17 protein-coding genes are annotated in these 19760 nt (G+C 71.8%); 4 read left to right on the forward strand and 13 right to left on the reverse strand.

The window, feature by feature from the left end:
* Positions 1–193 precede the first annotated feature (193 nt).
* Positions 194–1633, forward strand: a complete 1440-nt coding sequence (locus SLINC_RS09230; RefSeq protein WP_067429118.1) for a serine/threonine-protein kinase — start codon at positions 194–196, stop codon at positions 1631–1633.
* 3 nt (positions 1634–1636) lie between these two features.
* Here the strand turns inward: SLINC_RS09230 and SLINC_RS09235 are convergent, their stop codons facing one another.
* The 8 genes from SLINC_RS09235 to SLINC_RS09270 form a co-directional block, all read right to left on the reverse strand.
* Positions 1637–2455 carry a TrmH family RNA methyltransferase gene (locus SLINC_RS09235; RefSeq protein WP_067429121.1) on the reverse strand — a complete coding sequence of 273 codons (819 nt, stop codon included), beginning with the start codon at positions 2453–2455 and terminating at the stop codon, positions 1637–1639.
* 64 nt (positions 2456–2519) lie between these two features.
* Entirely contained in the window at positions 2520–3761 is a 1242-nt protein-coding gene (cobA, locus tag SLINC_RS09240) for a uroporphyrinogen-III C-methyltransferase (RefSeq protein WP_067429124.1), read from the reverse strand.
* Positions 3762–3900: 139 nt separating this feature from the next.
* The gene (gene cobT / locus SLINC_RS09245) at positions 3901–7977 is read right to left on the reverse strand and encodes a nicotinate-nucleotide--dimethylbenzimidazole phosphoribosyltransferase (protein WP_067429127.1); all 4077 of its coding nucleotides are present in this window, start codon (positions 7975–7977) and stop codon (positions 3901–3903) included.
* A 367-nt stretch (positions 7978–8344) separates the two neighbouring features.
* A complete protein-coding gene (cbiE, locus tag SLINC_RS09250; RefSeq protein ID WP_067429130.1) occupies positions 8345–9556 on the reverse strand; it encodes a precorrin-6y C5,15-methyltransferase (decarboxylating) subunit CbiE in 1212 nt (403 codons plus the stop codon).
* Positions 9557–9675: 119 nt separating this feature from the next.
* The gene (locus tag SLINC_RS09255; protein ID WP_067429131.1) at positions 9676–10314 is read right to left on the reverse strand and encodes a GNAT family N-acetyltransferase; all 639 of its coding nucleotides are present in this window, start codon (positions 10312–10314) and stop codon (positions 9676–9678) included.
* A gap of 148 nt (positions 10315–10462) precedes the next feature.
* Positions 10463–11290 carry a MetQ/NlpA family ABC transporter substrate-binding protein gene (locus SLINC_RS09260; protein ID WP_067429133.1) on the reverse strand — a complete coding sequence of 276 codons (828 nt, stop codon included), beginning with the start codon at positions 11288–11290 and terminating at the stop codon, positions 10463–10465.
* Positions 11291–11356: 66 nt separating this feature from the next.
* Entirely contained in the window at positions 11357–12082 is a 726-nt protein-coding gene (locus SLINC_RS09265; protein WP_067429136.1) for a methionine ABC transporter permease, read from the reverse strand.
* On the reverse strand, positions 12079–13113 hold the full coding sequence (locus tag SLINC_RS09270; protein ID WP_067429138.1) for a methionine ABC transporter ATP-binding protein: 1035 nt from the start codon (positions 13111–13113) through the stop codon (positions 12079–12081). Before SLINC_RS09270 ends, SLINC_RS09265 begins: the two co-directional genes overlap by 4 nt.
* Before the next feature lie 384 nt (positions 13114–13497).
* Here SLINC_RS09270 and SLINC_RS09275 point away from each other — a divergent pair, with 384 nt between their 5' ends.
* Complete coding sequence (locus SLINC_RS09275) at positions 13498–13857, forward strand: hypothetical protein (RefSeq protein ID WP_067429140.1); 360 nt, start codon at positions 13498–13500, stop codon at positions 13855–13857.
* A complete protein-coding gene (locus SLINC_RS09280; protein ID WP_067429143.1) occupies positions 13838–14266 on the forward strand; it encodes a hypothetical protein in 429 nt (142 codons plus the stop codon). Before SLINC_RS09275 ends, SLINC_RS09280 begins: the two co-directional genes overlap by 20 nt.
* A gap of 69 nt (positions 14267–14335) precedes the next feature.
* Here SLINC_RS09280 and SLINC_RS09285 read toward each other — a convergent pair whose 3' ends face one another.
* From SLINC_RS09285 to SLINC_RS09295, 3 genes are all read right to left on the reverse strand, one after another.
* Positions 14336–14833: a GNAT family N-acetyltransferase gene (locus SLINC_RS09285; protein WP_067429146.1), complete on the reverse strand. Its 498-nt coding sequence runs from the start codon at positions 14831–14833 to the stop codon at positions 14336–14338.
* A 45-nt stretch (positions 14834–14878) separates the two neighbouring features.
* Positions 14879–15385 carry an RNA polymerase sigma factor gene (locus SLINC_RS09290; RefSeq protein WP_067429149.1) on the reverse strand — a complete coding sequence of 169 codons (507 nt, stop codon included), beginning with the start codon at positions 15383–15385 and terminating at the stop codon, positions 14879–14881.
* A 128-nt stretch (positions 15386–15513) separates the two neighbouring features.
* Positions 15514–16689, reverse strand: coding sequence for a glycerophosphodiester phosphodiesterase (locus SLINC_RS09295; protein WP_067429152.1), 1176 nt, complete (start codon positions 16687–16689; stop codon positions 15514–15516).
* 358 nt (positions 16690–17047) lie between these two features.
* Here SLINC_RS09295 and SLINC_RS09300 point away from each other — a divergent pair, with 358 nt between their 5' ends.
* Entirely contained in the window at positions 17048–17719 is a 672-nt protein-coding gene (locus SLINC_RS09300) for a lysophospholipid acyltransferase family protein (protein ID WP_067429155.1), read from the forward strand.
* A 101-nt stretch (positions 17720–17820) separates the two neighbouring features.
* On the opposite strand, the gene SLINC_RS09305 is transcribed toward SLINC_RS09300, so the two are convergent.
* Both SLINC_RS09305 and SLINC_RS09310 read right to left on the reverse strand, forming a co-directional pair.
* A complete protein-coding gene (locus SLINC_RS09305; protein WP_079164466.1) occupies positions 17821–19083 on the reverse strand; it encodes a sensor histidine kinase in 1263 nt (420 codons plus the stop codon).
* Positions 19080–19748 carry a response regulator transcription factor gene (locus SLINC_RS09310; protein WP_067429163.1) on the reverse strand — a complete coding sequence of 223 codons (669 nt, stop codon included), beginning with the start codon at positions 19746–19748 and terminating at the stop codon, positions 19080–19082. The genes SLINC_RS09305 and SLINC_RS09310 overlap by 4 nt, the downstream gene beginning before the upstream one ends.
* Positions 19749–19760 lie beyond the last annotated feature (12 nt).

Here is a 19760-nt window from a genome sequence, read left to right on the forward strand (position 1 = left end):
TTCAATCCCCCTTCTGCGATGGGTGGTTGGGATCACACTTGTGCCGAAGTCGGCCTGTTCGCGCGGTCCCTGACCACTCTTCAAGTCTCCCACCCGGCACTGACAATCGATCGGGACGAGAGGGCGCGGCCTCTGCGCGCGGCGGGCCGTGGAAACGTAAGCTGTGGCACGTCACACGGACCGGGCAGCGGGGATGAACATGGCGATGATGCGCCTGAGGCGCGAGGACCCGCGCGTCGTCGGCTCGTTCAGGCTTCACAGACGGCTCGGCGCGGGCGGGATGGGCGTCGTCTATCTGGGCTCCGACCGGAAGGGCCAGCGGGTCGCGCTGAAGGTGATCCGGCCCGATCTGGCCGAGGACCAGGAGTTCCGGTCGCGGTTCGCCCGTGAGGTGTCGGCGGCCCGGCGGATCCGGGGTGGCTGCACGGCCCGGCTCGTCGCCGCGGATCTGGAGGCGGACCGGCCGTGGTTCGCGACCCAGTACGTGCCCGGCCCTTCCCTGCACGACAAGGTCGCCGACGAGGGCTCGCTCGGCGCGGCCGAGGTCGCGGCCGTGGGTGCCGCGCTGTCGGAGGGGCTGGTCGCCGTCCACGAGGCCGGTGTGGTGCACCGGGACCTCAAGCCGTCCAACATCCTGCTGTCCCCCAAGGGGCCGCGGATCATCGACTTCGGCATCGCCTGGGCGACCGGGGCCTCCACGCTCACGCACGTCGGTACGGCCGTCGGTTCACCGGGCTTCCTCGCGCCGGAACAGGTGCGCGGTGCCGCGGTGACTCCGGCGACGGACGTGTTCTCCCTCGGGGCGACCCTGGCGTACGCCTTGATGGGTGACTCGCCCTTCGGGCACGGCAGTTCCGAGGTGATGCTGTACCGCGTGGTGCACGAGGAGGCGCAGCTGCACGGCGTGCCGGACGCGCTGGCTCCGCTGGTGCGGGCGTGTCTGGCGAAGGATCCCCAGGAACGGCCCAGCACGCTCCAGTTGTCGCTGCGGCTGAAGGAGATCGCGGCCCGCGAGGCACAGGGGCACGCGGACCTGCGTCCGCCCGCCCCGCGTACCGGTGAGGCGGACCGGCCCACCGGGCGGCTCTCCGACGCCTATCCGGACCGGGCACCCCAGCGGCGGCCGCAGGGCCAGCAGCCGGGCGGGCCGGATGCGCAGGGCACTCCCCCGCCGCGCGGTGGTGCCTCCTCCTCACGTGGCCCCGCTCCCTCGCGGGGCGGTGGCGCTCCCTCCCGGGGTGGCAGCGGCTCCCGCAACGGCGGCTCCGCCGCGCGGTCCGGGAGCGCCCGGCCCACTCCGGCCACGCGCAACACGACGCGTTCGGGGAGCGGGAACCGTCCCACCCCGCGCGGCGGTTCCGGTCGTCCGGGGCCCAGGACCACGGGGACCGGACGGCGGCCGGCCAATCCGCGGCTCCTGCGCCAGCGGCTGTTCGTGTTCGTCGTGGTCACCCTGCTCGTGGCGCTCGGCATCGCCGCGGCGCAGGGCTGCCAGGGCCCGTCACGCGGCATCGGCGACCAGCGGAATGTCGTACGGGAGCAGGGGGTGCACACACCGTCTGCTCCCGGGTACACGCCTCTCGACGGGGTGATGGCCGAGCGGTACGAGTCGACCTTCAGCCAGGAGCGATAGGGGTCAGGCCCGCGGTCGGCCCGTGGCCACCGCGTAGAAGGCGACCGCGGCCGCCGCGCCCACGTTGAGGGAGTCGACGCCGTGGGCCATGGGGATGCGGACCCATTCGTCGGCGGCGACCAGGGCCTGGGTGGAGAGGCCGTCGCCCTCGGCGCCGAGCATGAGGGCGACCCGGTCCATGGTGTGGGGGGCGGCCTCGTCGAGGGTTCTGGCCTTGGCGTCCGGGGTGAGGGCGAGGAGGGTGAAGCCGGCCTCGCGGACCGACTCCAGGCCCTTGGGCCAGGTGTCGAGACGGGCGTAGGGGACGGAGAAGACCGCGCCCATGGAGACCTTGACGCTGCGGCGGTAGAGGGGGTCGGCGCAGTCGGGGGACAGCAGGACCGCGTCCATGCCGAGCGCCGCCGCCGAGCGGAAGATCGCGCCGATGTTGGTGTGGTCGTTCACGGACTCCATGACGACCACCCGGCGTGCCGTCTGGAGGAGTTCGGCGGCCGTGGGCAGCGGTTTGCGCTGCATGGAGGCGAGCGCGCCGCGGTGCACGTGGTAGCCGGTGACCTGTTCGGCGAGTTCCGGACTGGCCGCGTACACCGGGGCCGGGAGCTCGTCGATGACGTCGCGCATGACGTCGACCCACTTGGCGGACAGCAGCATCGAGCGCATCTCGTACCCGGCGTCCTTGGCCCGCCGGATGACCTTCTCGCCCTCGGCGATGAACAGGCCCTCGGCCGGTTCGCGCTTGCGGCGCAGTTCGACGTCGGTCAGGCCCGTGTAGTCGTGCAGGCGCGGGTCGTCGGGGTCCTCGACGGTGATGAGATCGGCCACAGGGTGATACTGCCTTGTCCTGGGTGTGGTGCCAACGGCTGGGGACGGGTTGGGTTACCCCGGGTTACGCCAATGTCGTCGACGTCCGTGGTCCGACGGCGACGACCTCGCCGATGACGATCACCGCCGGGGGCTTGACGTCCTGCTCCCGTACGACGTCGGCGACGGTCGCGAGGGTGGCGTCGACCCGGCGCTGGGCGGCCGTCGTCCCCTCCTGGACCAGGGCGACGGGGATCTCGGGGGACTTGCCGTGGGCGATGAGCGTCTCGGCGACCTTCCCGATGGTGCCGACGCCCATGAGGATCACCAGCGTGCCGGTCAGCTTGGCGAGGGACGGCCAGTCGACCAGGGAGCGTTCGTCGTCCGGCGCGATGTGCCCGCTGACCACGGTGAACTCGTGGGCGACGCCCCGGTGGGTGACGGGGATCCCGGCGGCGCCCGGAACCGAGATCGAGCTGGAGATGCCGGGCACGACCGTGCACGGGACGCCGGCCTCGGCCAGCGCCTGGACCTCCTCCATGCCACGGCCGTAGACGAAGGGGTCGCCACCCTTGAGGCGGACCACCGACTTGCCCTGCTTGGCATGCTCGATCAGCGCGTCGTTGATGGCCTCCTGGGCCATGAAACGGCCGTACGGCAGCTTCGCCGCGTCGATGACCTCGACGCTCGCCGGCAGTTCCGCGAGCAGGTCGCGCGGGCCGAGGTGATCGGTGATGACCACGTCGGCCTCGGCGAGCAGGCGGCGGCCGCGGACCGTGATGAGATCCGGGTCGCCGGGGCCGCCGCCGACCAGGGCGACGCCGGGCGTACGGGTGCGGTGGTGCGGGGCCACGAGCGTGCCGTCGCGCAGGCCCTCGACCACGGCGTCGCGGATCGCCGCGGTGTGGCGGGGGTCGCGGCCCTTGGCGTCGGTGGTCAGGACGGCGATCGTAACGCCCTCGCTGTGGCCGGTGGCGGGGGTCCAGGCCGTGGCCCGGTCAGCGTCGTCGGAGCGGACGCACCACACGCGGTGGCGCTCGGCCTCCGCGGAGGCCCGGGTGTTGGCTTCCGTGTCACCGGTGGCGATGAGGGCGTACCAGGCGTCGGCGAGGTCGCCCTCCCGGTACGGCCGCTGCTCCCAGGTGATCTCGCCCGCGTCCGCCATCGCCTCGACCGAGGGGGTCGCTCCGGGCGACACGAGGACGATGTCCGCGCCCGCCGCGATGAGGGCCGGCAGGCGGCGCTGGGCGACCTGGCCGCCGCCGAGAACGACGACGCGACGGCCGGTGAGGCGGAGGCCTACGGGGTAGGCGGGGTGTTCGGCCATGAGGTGCGGCTCCTCGTCCTGGCATGGCAACGGGTGCTACGGCGCTGGAGCAGCCCTGACGTGCAGATTTTTACAGACGGATTCAGCGTACGGCCGGGGTGGGGTGCCCGCAGGAGCGTGTGCCCCACCCCGGTCGGGGTCACTTCTCGGTGACCCCCGCGGAGTCGAACGTGGCCACCTCGTGCATCGCCCGTGCGGTGCTCTGCACCAGCGGCAGGGCCAGCAGCGCGCCCGTGCCCTCGCCGAGGCGGAGGTCGAGGTCGACCAGGGGACGCAGGCCGAGCTTGTTGAGGGCGGCCACATGGCCGGGCTCGGCGCTGCGGTGGCCCGCGATGCAGGCGGCCAGGACCTCGGGGGCGATCGCGCGGGCGACCAGTGCGGCGGCACCGGCGCTGACGCCGTCCAGGATCACCGGCGTCCGCAGGGAGGCACCGCCGAGGAGCAGGCCGACCATGGCGGCGTGCTCGAAGCCGCCGATCGCGGCGAGAACGCCGATGGGGTCGGCCGGGTCCGGCTGGTGGAGCTCGATCGCGCGGCGGACGACCTCGGTCTTGCGGGCGAGGGTCTCGTCGTTGATGCCGGTGCCCCGGCCCGTGACATCGGCCGGGTCGGTGTCCGTGAACACCGAGATCAGGGCGGCGGACGCGGTGGTGTTCGCGATGCCCATCTCGCCGGTGAGCAGCGCCTTGTTGCCGGCGGCCACCAGGTCGCGGGCGGTCTCGATGCCGACCTCGATGGCCTGCTTGGCCTCCTCGCGGGTCATCGCGGGACCGGTGGTCATGTCGGAGGTGCCCGCGCGGACCTTGCGGGGCAGCAGGCCGGGGGTCGCGGGGAGGTCGGTGGCGACACCGACGTCCACGACGCAGACCTCGGCGCCCACCTGTCCGGCGAAGGCGTTGCAGACCGCGCCGCCGCCGAGGAAGTTGGCGACCATCTGGGCCGTCACCTCCTGCGGCCAGGGGGTGACGCCCTGGGCGTGCACACCGTGGTCGCCGGCGAAGATCGCGACGGCCGCGGGCTCCGGGATCGGCGGCGGGCACTGCCGGGACAGCCCGGACAGCTGCGCGGAGATGATCTCCAGCATGCCGAGCGAGCCGGGCGGCTTCGTCATGCGCTTCTGCCGCTCCCACGCCTCGCCGAGCGCCTTGGCGTCCAGCGGGCGGATCTGCGCGACGGTCTCGCCGAGCAGGTCGTGCGGCTCCTCGCCGGGCAGCGCGCGACGGCCGTACGTCTCCTCGTGCACGACCCAGGACAGCGGGCGGCGCTTGGACCAGCCGGCCTGCATCAGCTCGGGCTCGTCCGGGAACTCGTCGACGTATCCGACGCACAGGTAGGCGATGACCTCCAGGTGCTCGGGCAGGCCGAGGGCGCGGACCATCTCGCGCTCGTCGAAGAAGCTGACCCAGCCGACACCGAGGCCCTCGGCGCGGGCGGCGAGCCAGAGGTTCTCGACCGCGAGCGCGGCGGAGTACGGGGCCATCTGCGGCTGGGTGTGCCGGCCGAGGGTGTGGCGCCCGCCGCGGGTGGGGTCGGCGGTGACGACGATGTTCACCGGGGTGTCGAGGATCGCCTCGATCTTCAGTTCCTTGAACTGTTTCGCCCGGCCCTTGGGGAGGGACTTCGCGTAGGCGTCGCGCTGGCGCATGGCCAGTTCGTGCATGGCCTGCCGGGTCTCGGCGGACCGGATCACCACGAAGTCCCACGGCTGCGAGTGGCCCACGGACGGGGCGGTGTGCGCCGCCTCCAGGACACGCAGCAGCACCTCGTGCGGGATGGGGTCGCCGCGGAAGCCGTTGCGGATGTCGCGGCGCTCGCGCATCACCTTGAGCACGGCCGCGCGCTCGGCGTCGTCGTAGGCGGGCGCGGCCGGTCCGGTGGACTGCCGTACGCCCTCCACGGCGGCCGCGCTCTCCTCTCCCCCGGGCAGCTGAACGGCCCGGTCGTCCTGGTCCGCCGCCCGGGTCTCCAGGTCCTCCGCGTCCTGTACGACATCGGGGCCGCCGTCACGGGGTGCGGGGACCGGAGCCGGTTCCTGAGCGGGGAGGGGCGTGGCGTGCGGAGGCGTCGGGGCGAGGTGCGGGGTGGTGGGCACCGAGCCCTCCACGGGGACGAACTGGCCCACGGGGCCGCCCTGGGGGAAGGTGGGGTCCTCCTGGGCGGGAGCCTCCGCCTGCGCGGGCGCGGGCTGTTCCGGCTGCGCCTCCGGGGCGGGGGCCGCGACGAGTTGGGGACCCTGCGCCTGCTGCGGATCCTGCGCGAGCGGGGTGTCCGGGGTGGGTTGGGCGTCCGGCGTGGGCTGGGCTTCCACGAGCTGGGTTTCCACGACGGGTGTCTGGTCCTGCTCGGGTGCGATGGCCTCGGCGTCCGCTGCCGCGAGGGGTTCACCGTCGGCGGGTGCCGTGAGGCCGTCCTCGGTCTGTGGGACCGGTACGGCTTCCGGGGCGGGGGCGTCGACCGGCATGGGGCCGGCGGGGTCCGTGGCCTGTGCGGCTACGGCGGTCTCGGGGGCGGCGGGCTCGAAGACGGGGGCCGGTTCGGCTTCCGGGGCCGCGTCGATGCCCTCGGGGGTGACCGCCTCGGGGGCGAGTGCCTCGGGGACAGGTGCCGCCTCGAACTCGGGAGCGGCCATGGTCTCGGCCGGCTGCGCGGTCTCGGCGTCCTGGTCGTCTTCCGGGGCGGGAGCGGGGGTCGGGTCCTGGGCGGTTTCCTGAGCGTCGGTTGCCACCTGCTCGGCGTCCGGGCCGGCCATGTCTTCCGGTTCCTGAAGGGCGTCCGGTGCGGGGACCTCTTCCGGCAGTTCAGCCGTCTCGGCGACCTCGGCGGTGACTTCGGCGCCGAGGGCCTGCACACCCTCCGTCGCCGCGACGGCTTCCGCCTGCTCGGCATCCGGGGTCGCGGCCGGGTCCGGAAGGGGCTCGGCGACCGAGGCCGACGGGGTCACCGGCAGCGGATCGGCCTCCGGAGCCTGTGCGTCGACGTCGACCGGAAGCTGGACACCCTCCGGCACCTGTACGGCCTCGGGGGTCGGCGCGCTCTCCGGGGCCGGTGCGGCCTCATCCGCCTGAGCGGCTTCGAGAGCCTGGGCAGGCTCGGGGGCCTGGGCAGGCTCGGGGGCCTGGGCAGGCTCGGGGGCCTGGGCAGCGTCCGGAACCTGCGCGGCCTCGGGGGGCTGCACTCCCTCCGGAGCGGGCGCGCCCTCCGCGGCCTGGATGAACTCCGGGGCCTGCTCGGGCTCCGGCGCCTGTTCGGGCTCCGGGGCCTGGACGCCCTCCAGAACCTGCGCGCCCTCGGGAACCTGCACGGGCTCCGGCAGTTGTCCGCCCTCGGGGCCCTGGGCGCCCTCCGGCCACGGGCCGGGAGCCTCGGCGTACGCCTGGGCGGGAAGCTGTGCCGCGTCGCCGGCGAACCCCGCTTCGCCCTCCTGCTGAACAGGGGCCGGAGCCGGAGCCATAGGCGGGACATGCCCATCGGGCTCGCCCTCGTGCCCCTGCGGAGCGAGGCTCGCGTCCGGGGAGAGAGAGGCCTCTCCCGGCGCGGACACGGCGACGGTCTCCGGGGCGGGGCGGGGCACCGCGGCCTGGGCCGTGTGCGCGGCTGCCATCGGCTCGCCGGTGTGGGCGGCCACGCCCACCGGTTCGGCCGCCGGAACAACCGTTTCGGCAGCCGGGGCCTGCGCGCCCACCGGTGCCTGGACGGCGCCGTGGACCGGCGTGGCACCCCAGGGCGCCGCCGCCTGCGGGGTCATCTCGCGCGCCTGTGGGACGTCGAGGTACTCGGGGCCGGTCGTGGGCGGGCCGGACCGGCGGACCGGCGCGCCCACGGCGCCGCGGTCGGCGAGGGAGCGGACCGGGCTGGCGGAGGCGTCGGGGATGGGCGGGCCGAGGTGCAGGGGGCGCCGGGGCGGAGCCGCCATGGCGGGCGGGGCCGTCGCGTCGGCGGGGCTGGACATGCGGACGGCGCTGAGGTCGTGCGAGCCGCTGTCCCGGCCCGACACCTCGTGCGGGCCCGGCTCGTGGACGGTCTCGACGACCGGCTCGGGCGCGGGCGGGGCGACCTCGTTGCCCCAGGGGCTCTGGGCGCCCGGCAGCAGCAACAGGTCGTCGTCCTCGGTGGTGGTCTCGGAGAGGTAGGTGTACGCACCCGGCACGCCCGGCTGCTCCACCATGCCTGCGTTCTCCGGCAGCCCCTCGGCCGGGACCTGGCCGGTGTCGGTCATGCGTACCCCTCGCCCATCGGTTAGTGCTTCTACGGCCGGCTCACCCGGAACGGCGCACCCACCGCCCCACGGTGAAGAACGAGCGTGCGTGCCCAGCGGCACGAACGACCCGTCGACAAAAGACGACAAAGCCATTAACTGGCATTGTCGCGGCCGTTGCTCCGTCGCGACAGGTTGATCCGCGACGGCCCGCTGTGGACTGCGCCACGTTGCGCGTCCTCCGGTTGTGCCGTACCACACCCACCCCAAAACGGGCGTGTTTTCGGGACATTGACCGACGAAGTGCCGGGCGTCCGAGTGCGGTACAACGATCGGCCAGCCTACCGCGCGCAGTACGACAACAGGATCACGGGGACGGCACAGAGGGTCAGGCCGTGCGGTCCGGCAACAGGCCGCTGAGCAGGAACGCGACGCTCCGTTCGGTCTCCGTCCAGGCCCTGGTGTCGAGTTCGACGGACTGGACGAGGGCGCACTCCACCTGGTAGCCGTGCCCGCTCAGGTCGCGGCCGATGATTTCGGCGGCGTCCCGGGTCGCCGCGTGCGTGACGATGCGCTGCGGGCGGCGGTCGGCGACCGCGGAGACCACGGCCGCTCCCCCGCCGGCGACGCGGACGACGTCCGGTTCGGGGAGGTTCTCCAGGATGTGCGGGGCGGCGCCGTGCACGACCTGGAGCTGGAGCCCGAAGGCACGCGCGTTGGCCTCGGTGCGTTCGCAGGCCCGGGGGTCGCGGTCCACGGCGATGACGGCGGCGCCGGCCCGGGCGGCCTCGGTGGCGAAGGCACCGCTGCCGCAGCCGATGTCCCACACGAGGTCGCCGACGCGCGGGCCGAGCCGGACGAGTTGGGCGGCGCGGAGCGGTTCCAGTTCCCCTTCGCCCATGAGACCGCCGTAGGACTCCGCGGGCAGGGTCCAGCCGCGCGGGCCGGTGGCCGGGTCGCGGCCGGCGATCCAGCCGCCGCCGTCGGTCGCGGCCGCCGAGCCGCCGATGACGATGACGACGTTGGGGTCGCGCCAGGTGTGGTCGGCGGCCTTGTCGGAGGTGACGACGGTGACCTGTTCGTGGTCGGTGCCGACTTCCTCGCAGATGACGAAGGTGCGGTGAACGCCCTCCAGGAGCAGGCCGAGTTCGGCGGGGCCGGCGCCCGGTGAGGTGAGGACGGCGACCTTGGTGTGGGCGCGGCACACATTCACCGCGCGTCGCAGGGTGCGGCGGTGTGCGACGACCACCTGTGCGTCGTCCCAGGGCATACCGGCGCGGGCGAAGGCGGCGGCGACCGAGGAGACACCGGGGACGACCTCGACCTCCAGGCCGAACTCGGGTGCGCGCAGGGTCCGTACGACGCCGAAGAACCCGGGGTCGCCGTCGGCGAACACCACCGCGGTGCCGCGGTGTCCGGCGATCCGGCGGGCGACGAGGGCCACGCTGCCGAGCCGGATGCGTTCGGCGGTGGGCGGCACCTCGGCGAGGGCGAGGTGGTGGGCGGCGCCGGCCACCAGCGTGGCGGCGCTCAGAGCGGAGCGTGCCGCGGCGGTCAGCGGCGAGCCGTCCCAGCCGATCACCGTGACGCGGTCGGCCATCGTGTCTCAGTCTCCAGGGGGTGTGCGCAGGCCGTCGTCGGTGGGCAGCCCGCGGGCGGCTCCGTGAGGGTACCCGGTACGAGCCGGACGCGCGTTCGCAGGCCTGGGCCCGAATCCGGTCAGTTCCAGTCCGGGTACGTGGTGAACCCGCCCGAGTCGGCCAGTTGCCCGCCCGCGCCGTCGAGGTCCTCGGGCAGCAGGCTCCACACGATGAAATCGGTGCGCACGTCGCTCCAGGTACCGTCGTCGGCCCGGACGTGCGCTATGCAGGCGTTGCGCAGGACGCCCTCGCTGATACAGCCGATCTTCTGGGCGACCTGCTGGGAGGCGGTGTTGTCGGCTGCCGTGCGCAGTTCGATCCGTTCGAGTTTCTGGTCGTTGAACAGCCACTGGGCGGTGGCGAGCGCGGCCTCGGAGGCGTAGCCCTCGCCGCGGGCCCAGGGGGCGATGATGTACGACAGTTCGGTGGAGCGGATGTGCCAGTTCGTCCTGGCGAGCTGGACGATGCCGACCAGGCGCTGGGTGAGGAACTCGGTGACGGCGAGGTCGAGACCCCGGCCCGCCTCCCGTTCGGCCGGCGCGTACCGCGTGATCCAGTCGCGGGCCTGGTCCGCGGTGTAGGGCTGGGGGACGTCCGTCCAGGCCCCGACCTGCTCGTCGTTCATCATCTCGGCCAGCGCGGGCACGTCGTCCTCGTCGAGGGGGCGCAGCACCAACCGCTCCGTGCTGATGGAGATGTTGGGGAAGGTGCCACTCATGCGCCACTCCGTAACCGTCGGAAAACCTTCAGGGCCAGCTGAACTGCCCAGCATGCAGCATCCGGGCACCGAACCGCACGACGGGGTCGACCCCCGGTGAGGGAGTGGACCCCGTGCGTGGTGATACGTCGTATACGCGCCGGTGGGCTCAGAAGGACGCGATGACGGAGCCGGCGTACTTGTCCTGGATGAACTTCTTGACCTCGGGGGAGGTGAGGAGCTTGGCCAGCTTGGTGACGCGCGGGTCCTTCTCCTGGCCCTCCTTGACGGCGAGGAAGTTGCCGTAGGGGTTGTTCTTCGGGGACTCCAGGACGAGGGCGTCCTCGGCGGGCTTCAGGTCGGCCTCGATGGCGTAGTTGCCGTTGACGACGGCGGCGTCCACGTCGTCCAGGGAGCGCGGGGTCTGGGCCGCCTCCAACTCCTTGAACTTGAGCTTCCTGGGGTTCTGGGCGATGTCGGAGGGGGTCGCCTCGTTGCCCACGCCGTCCTTGAGCGTGATGATCCCGTTGGCGTCGAGGAGCTTGAGGGCACGGGCCTCGTTGACGCTGTCGTTCGGGACGGCGATCGTCGCGCCGCTCTTGAGGGCGTCGGCGCTCTTGACCTTGCGGGAGTAGAGGCCGAGGGGCTCCAGATGGACCGTGACGACGGGCACGATGTGGGTGCCGTTCTTCTTGTTGAAGTCGTCGAGGTAGGGCTGGTTCTGGAAGTAGTTGGCACCCACCGAGCCGTCCTCGGTCGCCGTGTTCGGCGTGACGTAGTCGGTGAACTCCCGGACCTCCAGGTCGAGTCCGGCCTTCTTCGCCAGGTTGTCCTTGACGTAGGTGAGGATCTCGGCGTGCGGGGTCGGGCTCGCGGCGACGACCAGCGGGCCGCTGGTGTCGGAGGCGGCGTCCGTGCCCGAGCCGCAGGCGGAGAGCCCGAGAGCCAGGGCTCCGACGGCGAGGACGGCGGTGGTGAGCTTTGCGGTGTTACGCACGAAAAGTGCCTTTCCTTTTGGGTGCGGCGATCCCGTGAAGGGGTGCACGGGAGGAACGGGGGTGTCTCAGACGGTCTTGGTGTCCGCCGTCGATGCCTTCAGCAGACGGAGTTTCGGCGCCGGGCCCGAGGTGCCGCCGCGGCGGTACAGGGAGCGGGCCGCGTAGTCGCCGGCGAACTGGATGAGCGAGATGACGACGGCGAGGACCGCCACGGTGATCCACATCAGCTCGGTCTCGAAGCGCTGGTAGCCGTAGCGGATGGCGATGTCGCCGAGGCCGCCGGCGCCGACCGTGCCGGCCATCGCCGAGTAGCCGATGAGGGCGACGATCGTGGTCGTGGTGCTGGCGATCAGCGAGGGCAGGGCTTCGGGGACGAGGACCTTGCGGACGATCGTCCAGGTGTTGCCGCCCATCGACTGCACGGCTTCGACGAGGCCGCCGTCCACTTCGCGGACAGCCGTCTCGACGAGGCGCGCGAAGAAGGGGATGGCGCCGACGGCGAGGGGAACGATGGCGGCCTCGCGGCCGATGGTCGTCCCGGTGATCGAGCGGGTGAAGCCCATCAGCGCGACCATGAGGATGATGAACGGCATCGAGCGGGCGACGTTCACGACCTGCCCGATGACCTTGTTGGCGACGACGTTCCGGAGCAGTCCGCCGCGGTCGGTGAGGACCAGCAGGACGCCGAGCGGAAGCCCGCCGACGACGGCGATGAGCGTGGACCAGCCGACCATGTAGAGGGTGTCCCAACAGGCCTGCTCCAGCAGGGGCTGCATTTCGGACCAGGTCACTTGGCACCTTCCTTCACCAGGACGGGCTCCTGGCCCACGACGTCGATCTGGAGGCCCTGTTCGCGCAGGAAACCGATCGGCACCACGTTCTCCTCGTAGCGGCCGGGCAGTTCGATGCGCATCCGGCCGACCTGGAGCCCGCCGACGGTGTCGATGGCGGCACCGAGGATCGATATGTCGATGTTGTAGGTGCGCGAGAGCTGGGAGATGACCGGCTGGGTCGCGGCCTCGCCCTGGAAGGTGACGTCGACGACGGTGCGGTCGTCGGCGGAGACCTCGCCGCTCACCGGGAAGAGCGCGGACGCCAGCTGGGAGCCCGGGGTCGCGAGCAGTTCGCTGACCGTCCCGGACTCGACGATCCGGCCCCGTTCCATGAGCGCCGCGGAATCGCAGACCGACTTCACGACGTCCATCTCGTGGGTGATGAGCAGGACGGTCAGGTCCAGCTGCCGGTTCAGGTCGCGCAGCAGCCTGAGGATGGAGCGGGTGGTCTCCGGGTCGAGGGCGCTGGTGGCCTCGTCGGACAGCAGCACCTTCGGGTCGCCGGCCAGGGCGCGGGCGATGCCGACGCGCTGCTTCTGGCCGCCGGACAGCTGGGCGGGATAGGCACCCGCCTTGTCGGCGAGGCCGACGAGGTCGAGCAGGTCGAGCGCCTTGCGGGAGCGTTCCTTGCCCGACTTGCCGAGGATTTCGAGGGGCAGCTCGACGTTGTCCTGGACCGTCCGGGTGGACAGCAGGTTGAAGTGCTGGAAGACCATGCCGATACGGCTGCGCGCGCGGCGGAGTTCGCGGCCCGCGCGCGGACCGCGGCCCGCGAGGGCGGTGAGCTCCTGGCCGGCGACGGTCACGGTGCCGGCGGTGGGGTGCTCCAGCAGGTTGACGCAGCGGATGAGCGAGGACTTGCCGGCGCCGGACTGGCCGATGACGCCGTACACCTCGCCTTCGCGGACGTGCAGGTCGACGCCGTCCAGGGCGGTGACCTCGCGGCCGCGGGAGCGGTAGACCTTGGTCAGGCCCGATGTGGTGATCACTGGGTTTTCCGTCACTGTCGAGTACGAGGGCGTGGGTGTGCCCTGGTACGGGAGAGAAGATGTGCGTGCGGCAGCGTGGTCACGTACGGGATGCGCACGGACATGCCGCGACTGCTCGCTTCGGGGCGCGAGGCTCAAGGGGTGGTGCGGGGGCCCTCTAGCAGGCGCACATTCGACACATACAACGAGCACCGGGCGTCATGGTCGCCTCGGTCGCAGTGGTGCGGCAGCTCGTGGTGGTCATGCGATCAGTAAAGCAGACGTATGGGAGCGGCCAAGAACCGCTGTCCGAATGCCGGACAGCGGTGGACAGGGTGCGGGGCGGGGGCAGGGTGCACCGGGGTCGGCCGCACCAGGCCTTTTGGCCCGTAATAGGGTCGCTCCATGCTTGATGCCCTGACGCTCGCGACCGGCGTCGCCGCTCTGCTGCTCGCGGCGTGGTGCGGCTGGGCCGCGTATCGCGACCAGCCGACCAAGGACTGGCACTTCATCGGGATGGCCGTGGTGTCGGTGCTGGCCCTCGTCCAGCTGGTGGTCGGGACCGTGCAGCTGGCTCGGGGCGAGAAGCCGGATCAGGGCACGACGATCTTTGTGGCGTATCTGCTGGGCGCGTTCGCGTGTGTGCCGGCGGCGGGGTTCATGTCGCTGGCCGAGCGGACGCGGTGGGGGTCGGTGACGGTCGCCGCCGGCGGTGTGGTGCTGGCTGTGCTGGAGGTGCGGCTCTATGACATCTGGGGAGGCTGACGTGAGCCCGCGGCGGCTCAGCGGTGGGCCCGGGACGCTGTTGGTGTGGTTGTACGGGGTGATGGTGGTCGGGGCGGTGTCGCGATCGGCCGTGCAGATCTCCACCGAGTTCGACCATGCGCCGCTCGCGTATTCGCTGTCCGCGGTGGCCGGTGTGGTCTACGGCTTCATCACGTACTCGCTGGTGCGGGGCGGGGAGACGGCTCGTAAGGCGGCGTTGGCGTGCTGTGTCCTGGAGTTGGCGGGTGTACTGACGGTCGGTACCTGGACGCTCGTGGAGCCGTCCGCGTTCCCTGATGCGACCGTGTGGTCGGACTTCGGGATCGGGTACCTCTTCATTCCCGTGCTCTTGCCACTTTCCGCCATCTACTGGTTGCGGAAAGCGGCGCCTACGGGGGATGCCGCCTGAGGTTCGTCTGGCGGCATCCGGTCCGTCGTGGCTGGTCGCGCAGTTCCCCGCGCCCCTGAAGGTTGGCCATCACGCTGTTGTTGCGTATGCCCCCGCCGGCTTTTCCAGGACGATCATCTCTACGCCGTCCGCGCCCTTGGACGTGCCCACCGTCTGGTAGCCCACGCGGCGGTAGAGGCGGAGGTTGCCCTCGCTGCGGTGGCCCGTGTGGAGGCGGAAGCTGGTGGCGCCGCGCTCCTCCGCGAGGGCGGATTCGGCCGCCCGGAGGAGGCGGGCGCCGATGCCGTGGCCCTGGAGGCGGGGGTGGACGCAGAGTTTGCCGATGGAGGCGGAGCCGTCCTCTGTGACCCGGCCGCGGACCGAGCCGACGACCTCCTCGCCGAGGCGGGCCACAAAGACGCAGTCCGCGGTGACCTCCTCACGGACCGAGTCCAGGGTCTGGACGAGCGGATCGATGCGGTAGTTGCCGTACAACGCCGCCTCGCTCTGGAAGCACAGGTACTGGAGCCTGAAGATCTGCTCCGCGTCCTGCCCGGTCGCCGCCGAGATGGTCACGCTCATGCCCATGTGCGCACGCCTCCCGCTCACCTGATCGCCTGTTGTCCCTCACTCCTATCCCCGCACTCCGCGGGCCGCAACCTCCGGCGTGAGCAATCGCCGCAGACATCCCAGACATCTGGAACGTTCCGGTCCCAGACTTCCCTGTGAGATACCCAACTCCCCCGCGATCTCCCGGTATGTGAGGTCCCGGGGAGACAGGAGAGCGGCCATGAGAGTGGGGCACCGGCCGGGCAGGCGCCGTACGGCGTCATGGAGGGCACGGCGGCGGGCGGCGGCGAGGGTGAGCTGTTCGGGGCCGCTGTCGCCGTCGTCGGCGGGCTCGGTGTCGTACGGCCGTTCGAATCGAGTGGTACGGCGGGTGCGGCGGGACTCGGAGCGGACGGCGCGGCGGAGCCAGCCGGGCGGGTCGAGGGGCGGGCCCTCGGTCTGGAGGCGTTCCAGGAGCCGGAGCCAGACCGCCTGTTCGAGGTCGCCGGGTTCCGTTCCGGTGGCGTGTGCCTCCGCGGACGCCTCGGCGGTGAGCAGCGGGCGCAGGGTGGTGACCAGGTCGTACGTCATGTGCGGAGCGACGCGGCCGCCCGGGCAACGGGTTGCCCGGGCGGCCGGAAGTCACCCCAACCGGGGCCGGTCGCCTACCGGTTGACCTCGGACGTTGACGAGCACGTCAGCGGTTCGTCAGTGGTCCGTCAGCGGTCGAGGAAGTCCTCGCGGGCCAGCACGCCGGTGTCCGGGTTGTCGGTGAAGACGCCGTCGATGCCGGTGGCGAAGTACGTCCGGAAGGCGCCGAAGACATCGCCGTAGGCGTCCGCGTCCGTGCCCTTCCTGAAGTTCGCGGGCAGGAAGGGGTTCTCGTTGCGCATGGTCCAGGGGTGCAGGACGAGACCGACCTTGTGGGCGTCCTTGACGAGCGTGGTGGGCTTGGTGAGGTTGCCCTGGGCGTCCCTCGGGATGATCAGGTCGAGGGTCGGGCCGATGCCCTGGGCGTAGCCGGCGATCTCCCTCAGGCCCTTGGGGGTGATGAGGTCGGCCACCGTGCGCGGGTCACCGCTCGCCACGAAGTCCCAGGGGCGGCTGTCCGCCGAGGACAGCAGCACGGCCAGCGGGTTGTCCACCAGCCTGTTCAGCCGCTGGATGCTGGTCGGCTCGAAGGACTGGATGATGACCGGCGAGTTCCGCCTGTCCTTGCCGTACTTGTGCAGCAGCTTGGCGACCCGCTCCTCCAGGCCGAGGCCGAGCCCCCGGAAGTAGGTGGGGTGCTTGGTCTCGGGGTAGATCCAGACCTGCTTGCCGCGCTTGCGGGTCTGCTCGTCCTGCCACTTCAGGACCTCTTCGAAGGTGGGGATCTCCCAGTGGCCGTTGTAGAGCGTGTTGTGCGGACGGTTGGCCGGGATGCGCTCGATCGCGCGGAGCGTCTTGAGCTCGGCGAGCGTGAAGTCCTCGGTGAACCAGCCGGTGGTGGAGACCCCGTCCAGGACCTTCGTGGTCCTGCGGGCGGCGAACTCGGGGTGGTTCGCGACGTCCGTGGTGCCACCGATCTCGGGCTCGTGGCGGCAGACGATGTGACCGTCCCTGGTGGGCACCAGGTCACCGGCCTCGACGATGTCGGCGCCCATGTCGAGGGCCAGCTGGTAGGAGCCGAAGGTGTGCTCGGGGCGGTAACCGCTGGCCCCCCGGTGGCCGATGATCGTGGGGACGGGCAGGCTCTTCAGGCCCCCGCCGCCCGGCCTCGCGCCTGCCGCTCTCGCGGTGCCGGACAGTCCGAGGACCGTTCCGCCCGCGCCGAGCACGGCTGCGCCGAGGAGTGCCCGGCGTCCCGTGTGCGCCTGCTCGGTGGACTCGTGCTGCGGCTCCTGGGTTCCCATGAGCGCCCTCCCTGCGTCGGCTCGTGAATGCGCGCCGATCGTAGGTGGGCGGACATGGCGGACGGGAGACCCCCGGCCGAACACGCGGGTGACACGGGATGTCGCATGGGAACAGATGTCTGACAGTCCGTCGGCTTCACGGTGCGGGACCGGGGTACGCGACCTCTGTCACATCGTTCCGGCAGGGTTACCGTGCGGCAACGGTGGGCCGCCGCAGGTAAACCCGGGTCAACAGTGCGTAAGGCCTCGGTGAACCCGACGCGCTCGATGTGCACGACACCCCGGGCCGCGAGTAATGTCCTCACCTGCACGGACTCATACAGATTCCCTGGCCGTTCTCTTGACACCGGAGGGCTCGTTGTCCCGCTTCGCGCTCATCAAGGCAGTGCTCGGACCGATCATGCGCCTGATGTTCCGCCCACAGGTGGAGGGCGCGGAGCACATCCCGGGCGACGGTCCGGTCATCCTGGCCGGCAACCACCTCACCTTCATCGACTCGATGATCCTGCCGCTGGTCTGCGACCGTCAGGTCTTCTTCATCGGCAAGGACGAGTACGTCACCGGCAAGGGCTTCAAGGGCCGGCTCATGGCCTGGTTCTTCACCGGCGTCGGCATGATCCCGGTCGACCGGGACGGCGGCCGGGGCGGCGTGGCGGCACTGATGACCGGCCGCCGGATCCTGGAGGAGGGCAAGCTCTTCGGCATCTACCCCGAGGGCACGCGGTCTCCCGACGGACGGCTGTACCGGGGCCGCACCGGGATCGCGCGCCTGACGCTCATGACCGGGGCGCCCGTCGTGCCGTTCGCCATGATCGGCACGGACAAGATCCAGCCGGGTGGGTCGGGCATGCCGCGGCCCAGCAAGGTGACCGTGCGGTTCGGTGAGGCGATGGAGTTCTCCCGGTACGACGGGATGGACCGGGACCGGTATGTGCTGCGGGCCGTGACGGACTCCGTGATGACGGAGGTCATGCGGTTGTCGGGGCAGGAGTACGTGGACATGTACGCCACGAAGGCGAAGGCCGCGTAGCGGGTTGCGCCGTTGGGGGTGCGGTTGTCGGCGGGCTGCGGGTCCGTTGTGGCTTGTCGCGCCCGCGCGGCGGAGCCGCACATCGATACAGCCCCGCGCCCCTAGAGGGGCGCCGTCGGTGGAGGCGTGTCGTTTCCGTTCTCAGCGTTCGGGGCCGGGAACCACAGGACGAACGTCGAGCCCTCCCCTACTTGTGAGAACAGTCTGACCTGGCCGCCGTGGGACTCCACGATCTGGCGGACTATCGCCAGGCCCAGTCCCGCGTGGCGGTCTCGGCCGGTGGTTGTGGACCTGGCTCGCCAGAAGCGGTCGAAGACGCGGGACTGGTCGTCGTCGAGGATGCCGGGACCCTCGTCGCGTACCGCCGTCCAGAGCCAGTCGCCGTTGCGGCCGGCGGCGACGGTGATGCGGGTGCCCGGTGGGGCCAGGCGTACGGCGTTGGAGAGCAGGTTGCCGACGGCTCGGCGGAGGGCGTCGTGGTCGCCGATGACGGTCAGGCCCGGGGTGAGGCGGCGCCGGAGGGTGAGGCCGCGTTCGGCGGCGAGCGGGGCGAACTCCTCGCAGGCCTCCGCTGCCGCGGCCGCCAGGTCCATGTCGGCGTCGGCGAGGGCGGGCGCGTTGCGGCGGGAGGTGGCCAGGAGGTCCTCGACGAGGCGGGTCATGCGGGTGGTGGCCCGGTCCACGCCGAGGACGGCCTGACGGCGCTCCTCCTCGTCGGACTCCTCGGCGGTCAGGACGGCGTCCAGGTTGGCGCGGATGATCGCGAGCGGGCTGCGCAGTTCGTGGGAGGCGTCGTCGATGAGCTGGCGCTGGGCGCGGAACGCCTCGTCGAGCCGGTCGAGCATGGAGTCGACGGTGTCGGCGAGGTCGCGCAGTTCGTCCTTGGGGCCGGTGAGCCGGATGCGCTGGGAGAGGTCGGTGGCCTGGATGTCCGCGGCGGTGCGGGAGATGGCGCGCACCGGACGCAGGGCGCGGCCGGAGAGGATCCAGCCGAGGGCGAGGCTGGTGGCGGCGACGCCGCCGAGGACGGCGTAGGAGAAGCGGCGCAGGTTGCCGAGGGTCTCGTAGTTGACGGCGGCCTCGATCTCCTCGACCCGGGCGACCTGGATCTGGCCGACGTACCGCTCGCCGACGTATTTCTCCGCCGAGTACTGCTTGGTGACCGGGTGGGCGTCGCCGCTGCGTTCGACCGCGATGTAGACACCGCCGAGGACGAGGGCGGTGAGGACGAACAGGAGGCCGGAGTACAGGACGGTGAGGCGGAAGCGGATGGTGTGGGTGAAGGCGGGCAGGCGCGGGCGCCGGACGGGGAGCCGCCTGGTCAGGCGTTTGAGAGAGAGCCGCTTGACGGAGGGGCGTTTCATCGGGTCTCCCTCAGGCGGTAGCCCTGCCGGATCACCGTCTCGATGAGCGGATCGTCGTCCCCGGTGACCTTGCGGCGCAGCGAACCGACCGTGACGCGGACGGTGTTGGTGAACGGGTCGGCGTACTCGTCCCAGACGTGTTCGAGGAGTTCCTCGGCCGGTACGACGCGGCCGGGGCGGGTCATCAGATAGTGCAGGACGCTGAACTCCTTGGGTGTGAGCTGGAGTTGGCGGTCGCCCCGGTAGGCCTCGAAGCGTGCGGTGTCCAGGCGGAGTTCGCCGACCGCGACGATCGCGGTGCCGCCGTCCTCGCGGCGCAGCAACGCCCGTATGCGGGCGAGGAGTTCGGGCAGCGCGAAGGGTTTGACCAGGTAGTCGTCGGCCCCCTCGTCGAGGCCGCGTACCCGGTCGGCGAGACGGTCGCGGGCGGTGAGCATCAGGATGCGGGGGCCGCCGGGGTGGGCGCGGATGGCGCGGCAGACCGAGAAGCCGTCGCCGTCGGGCAGGTTGAGGTCGAGCAGGACCAGGTCGTAGTCGTTGACGACGAGTTTCTCGGTCGCGGTGTCGACGTCCGGGGCGACGTCGACCGCGTAGCCGGCCCTCACCAGCCCGACCTTGAGCGCGACGACCAGGTCCTCCTCGTCCTCGACCACCAGCAGTCGCATGTCCGCCCCCTG

The organism is Streptomyces lincolnensis (assembly GCF_001685355.1).
Lineage (GTDB): Bacteria > Actinomycetota > Actinomycetes > Streptomycetales > Streptomycetaceae > Streptomyces > Streptomyces lincolnensis.

Coding starts and splice junctions, on each gene's coding strand:
- SLINC_RS09230 (WP_067429118.1), top strand. CDS start 194: ATGAACATGGCGATGATGCGCCTGAGGCGCGAGGACCCGCGCGTCGTC.
- cobA (WP_067429124.1), bottom strand. CDS start 3,761: ATGGCCGAACACCCCGCCTACCCCGTAGGCCTCCGCCTCACCGGCCGT.
- cobT (WP_067429127.1), bottom strand. CDS start 7,977: ATGACCGACACCGGCCAGGTCCCGGCCGAGGGGCTGCCGGAGAACGCA.
- cbiE (WP_067429130.1), bottom strand. CDS start 9,556: ATGGCCGACCGCGTCACGGTGATCGGCTGGGACGGCTCGCCGCTGACC.
- SLINC_RS09255 (WP_067429131.1), bottom strand. CDS start 10,314: ATGAGTGGCACCTTCCCCAACATCTCCATCAGCACGGAGCGGTTGGTG.
- SLINC_RS09275 (WP_067429140.1), top strand. CDS start 13,498: ATGCTTGATGCCCTGACGCTCGCGACCGGCGTCGCCGCTCTGCTGCTC.
- SLINC_RS09280 (WP_067429143.1), top strand. CDS start 13,838: ATGACATCTGGGGAGGCTGACGTGAGCCCGCGGCGGCTCAGCGGTGGG.
- SLINC_RS09285 (WP_067429146.1), bottom strand. CDS start 14,833: ATGGGCATGAGCGTGACCATCTCGGCGGCGACCGGGCAGGACGCGGAG.
- SLINC_RS09290 (WP_067429149.1), bottom strand. CDS start 15,385: ATGACGTACGACCTGGTCACCACCCTGCGCCCGCTGCTCACCGCCGAG.
- SLINC_RS09295 (WP_067429152.1), bottom strand. CDS start 16,689: ATGGGAACCCAGGAGCCGCAGCACGAGTCCACCGAGCAGGCGCACACG.
- SLINC_RS09305 (WP_079164466.1), bottom strand. CDS start 19,083: ATGAAACGCCCCTCCGTCAAGCGGCTCTCTCTCAAACGCCTGACCAGG.
- SLINC_RS09310 (WP_067429163.1), bottom strand. CDS start 19,748: ATGCGACTGCTGGTGGTCGAGGACGAGGAGGACCTGGTCGTCGCGCTC.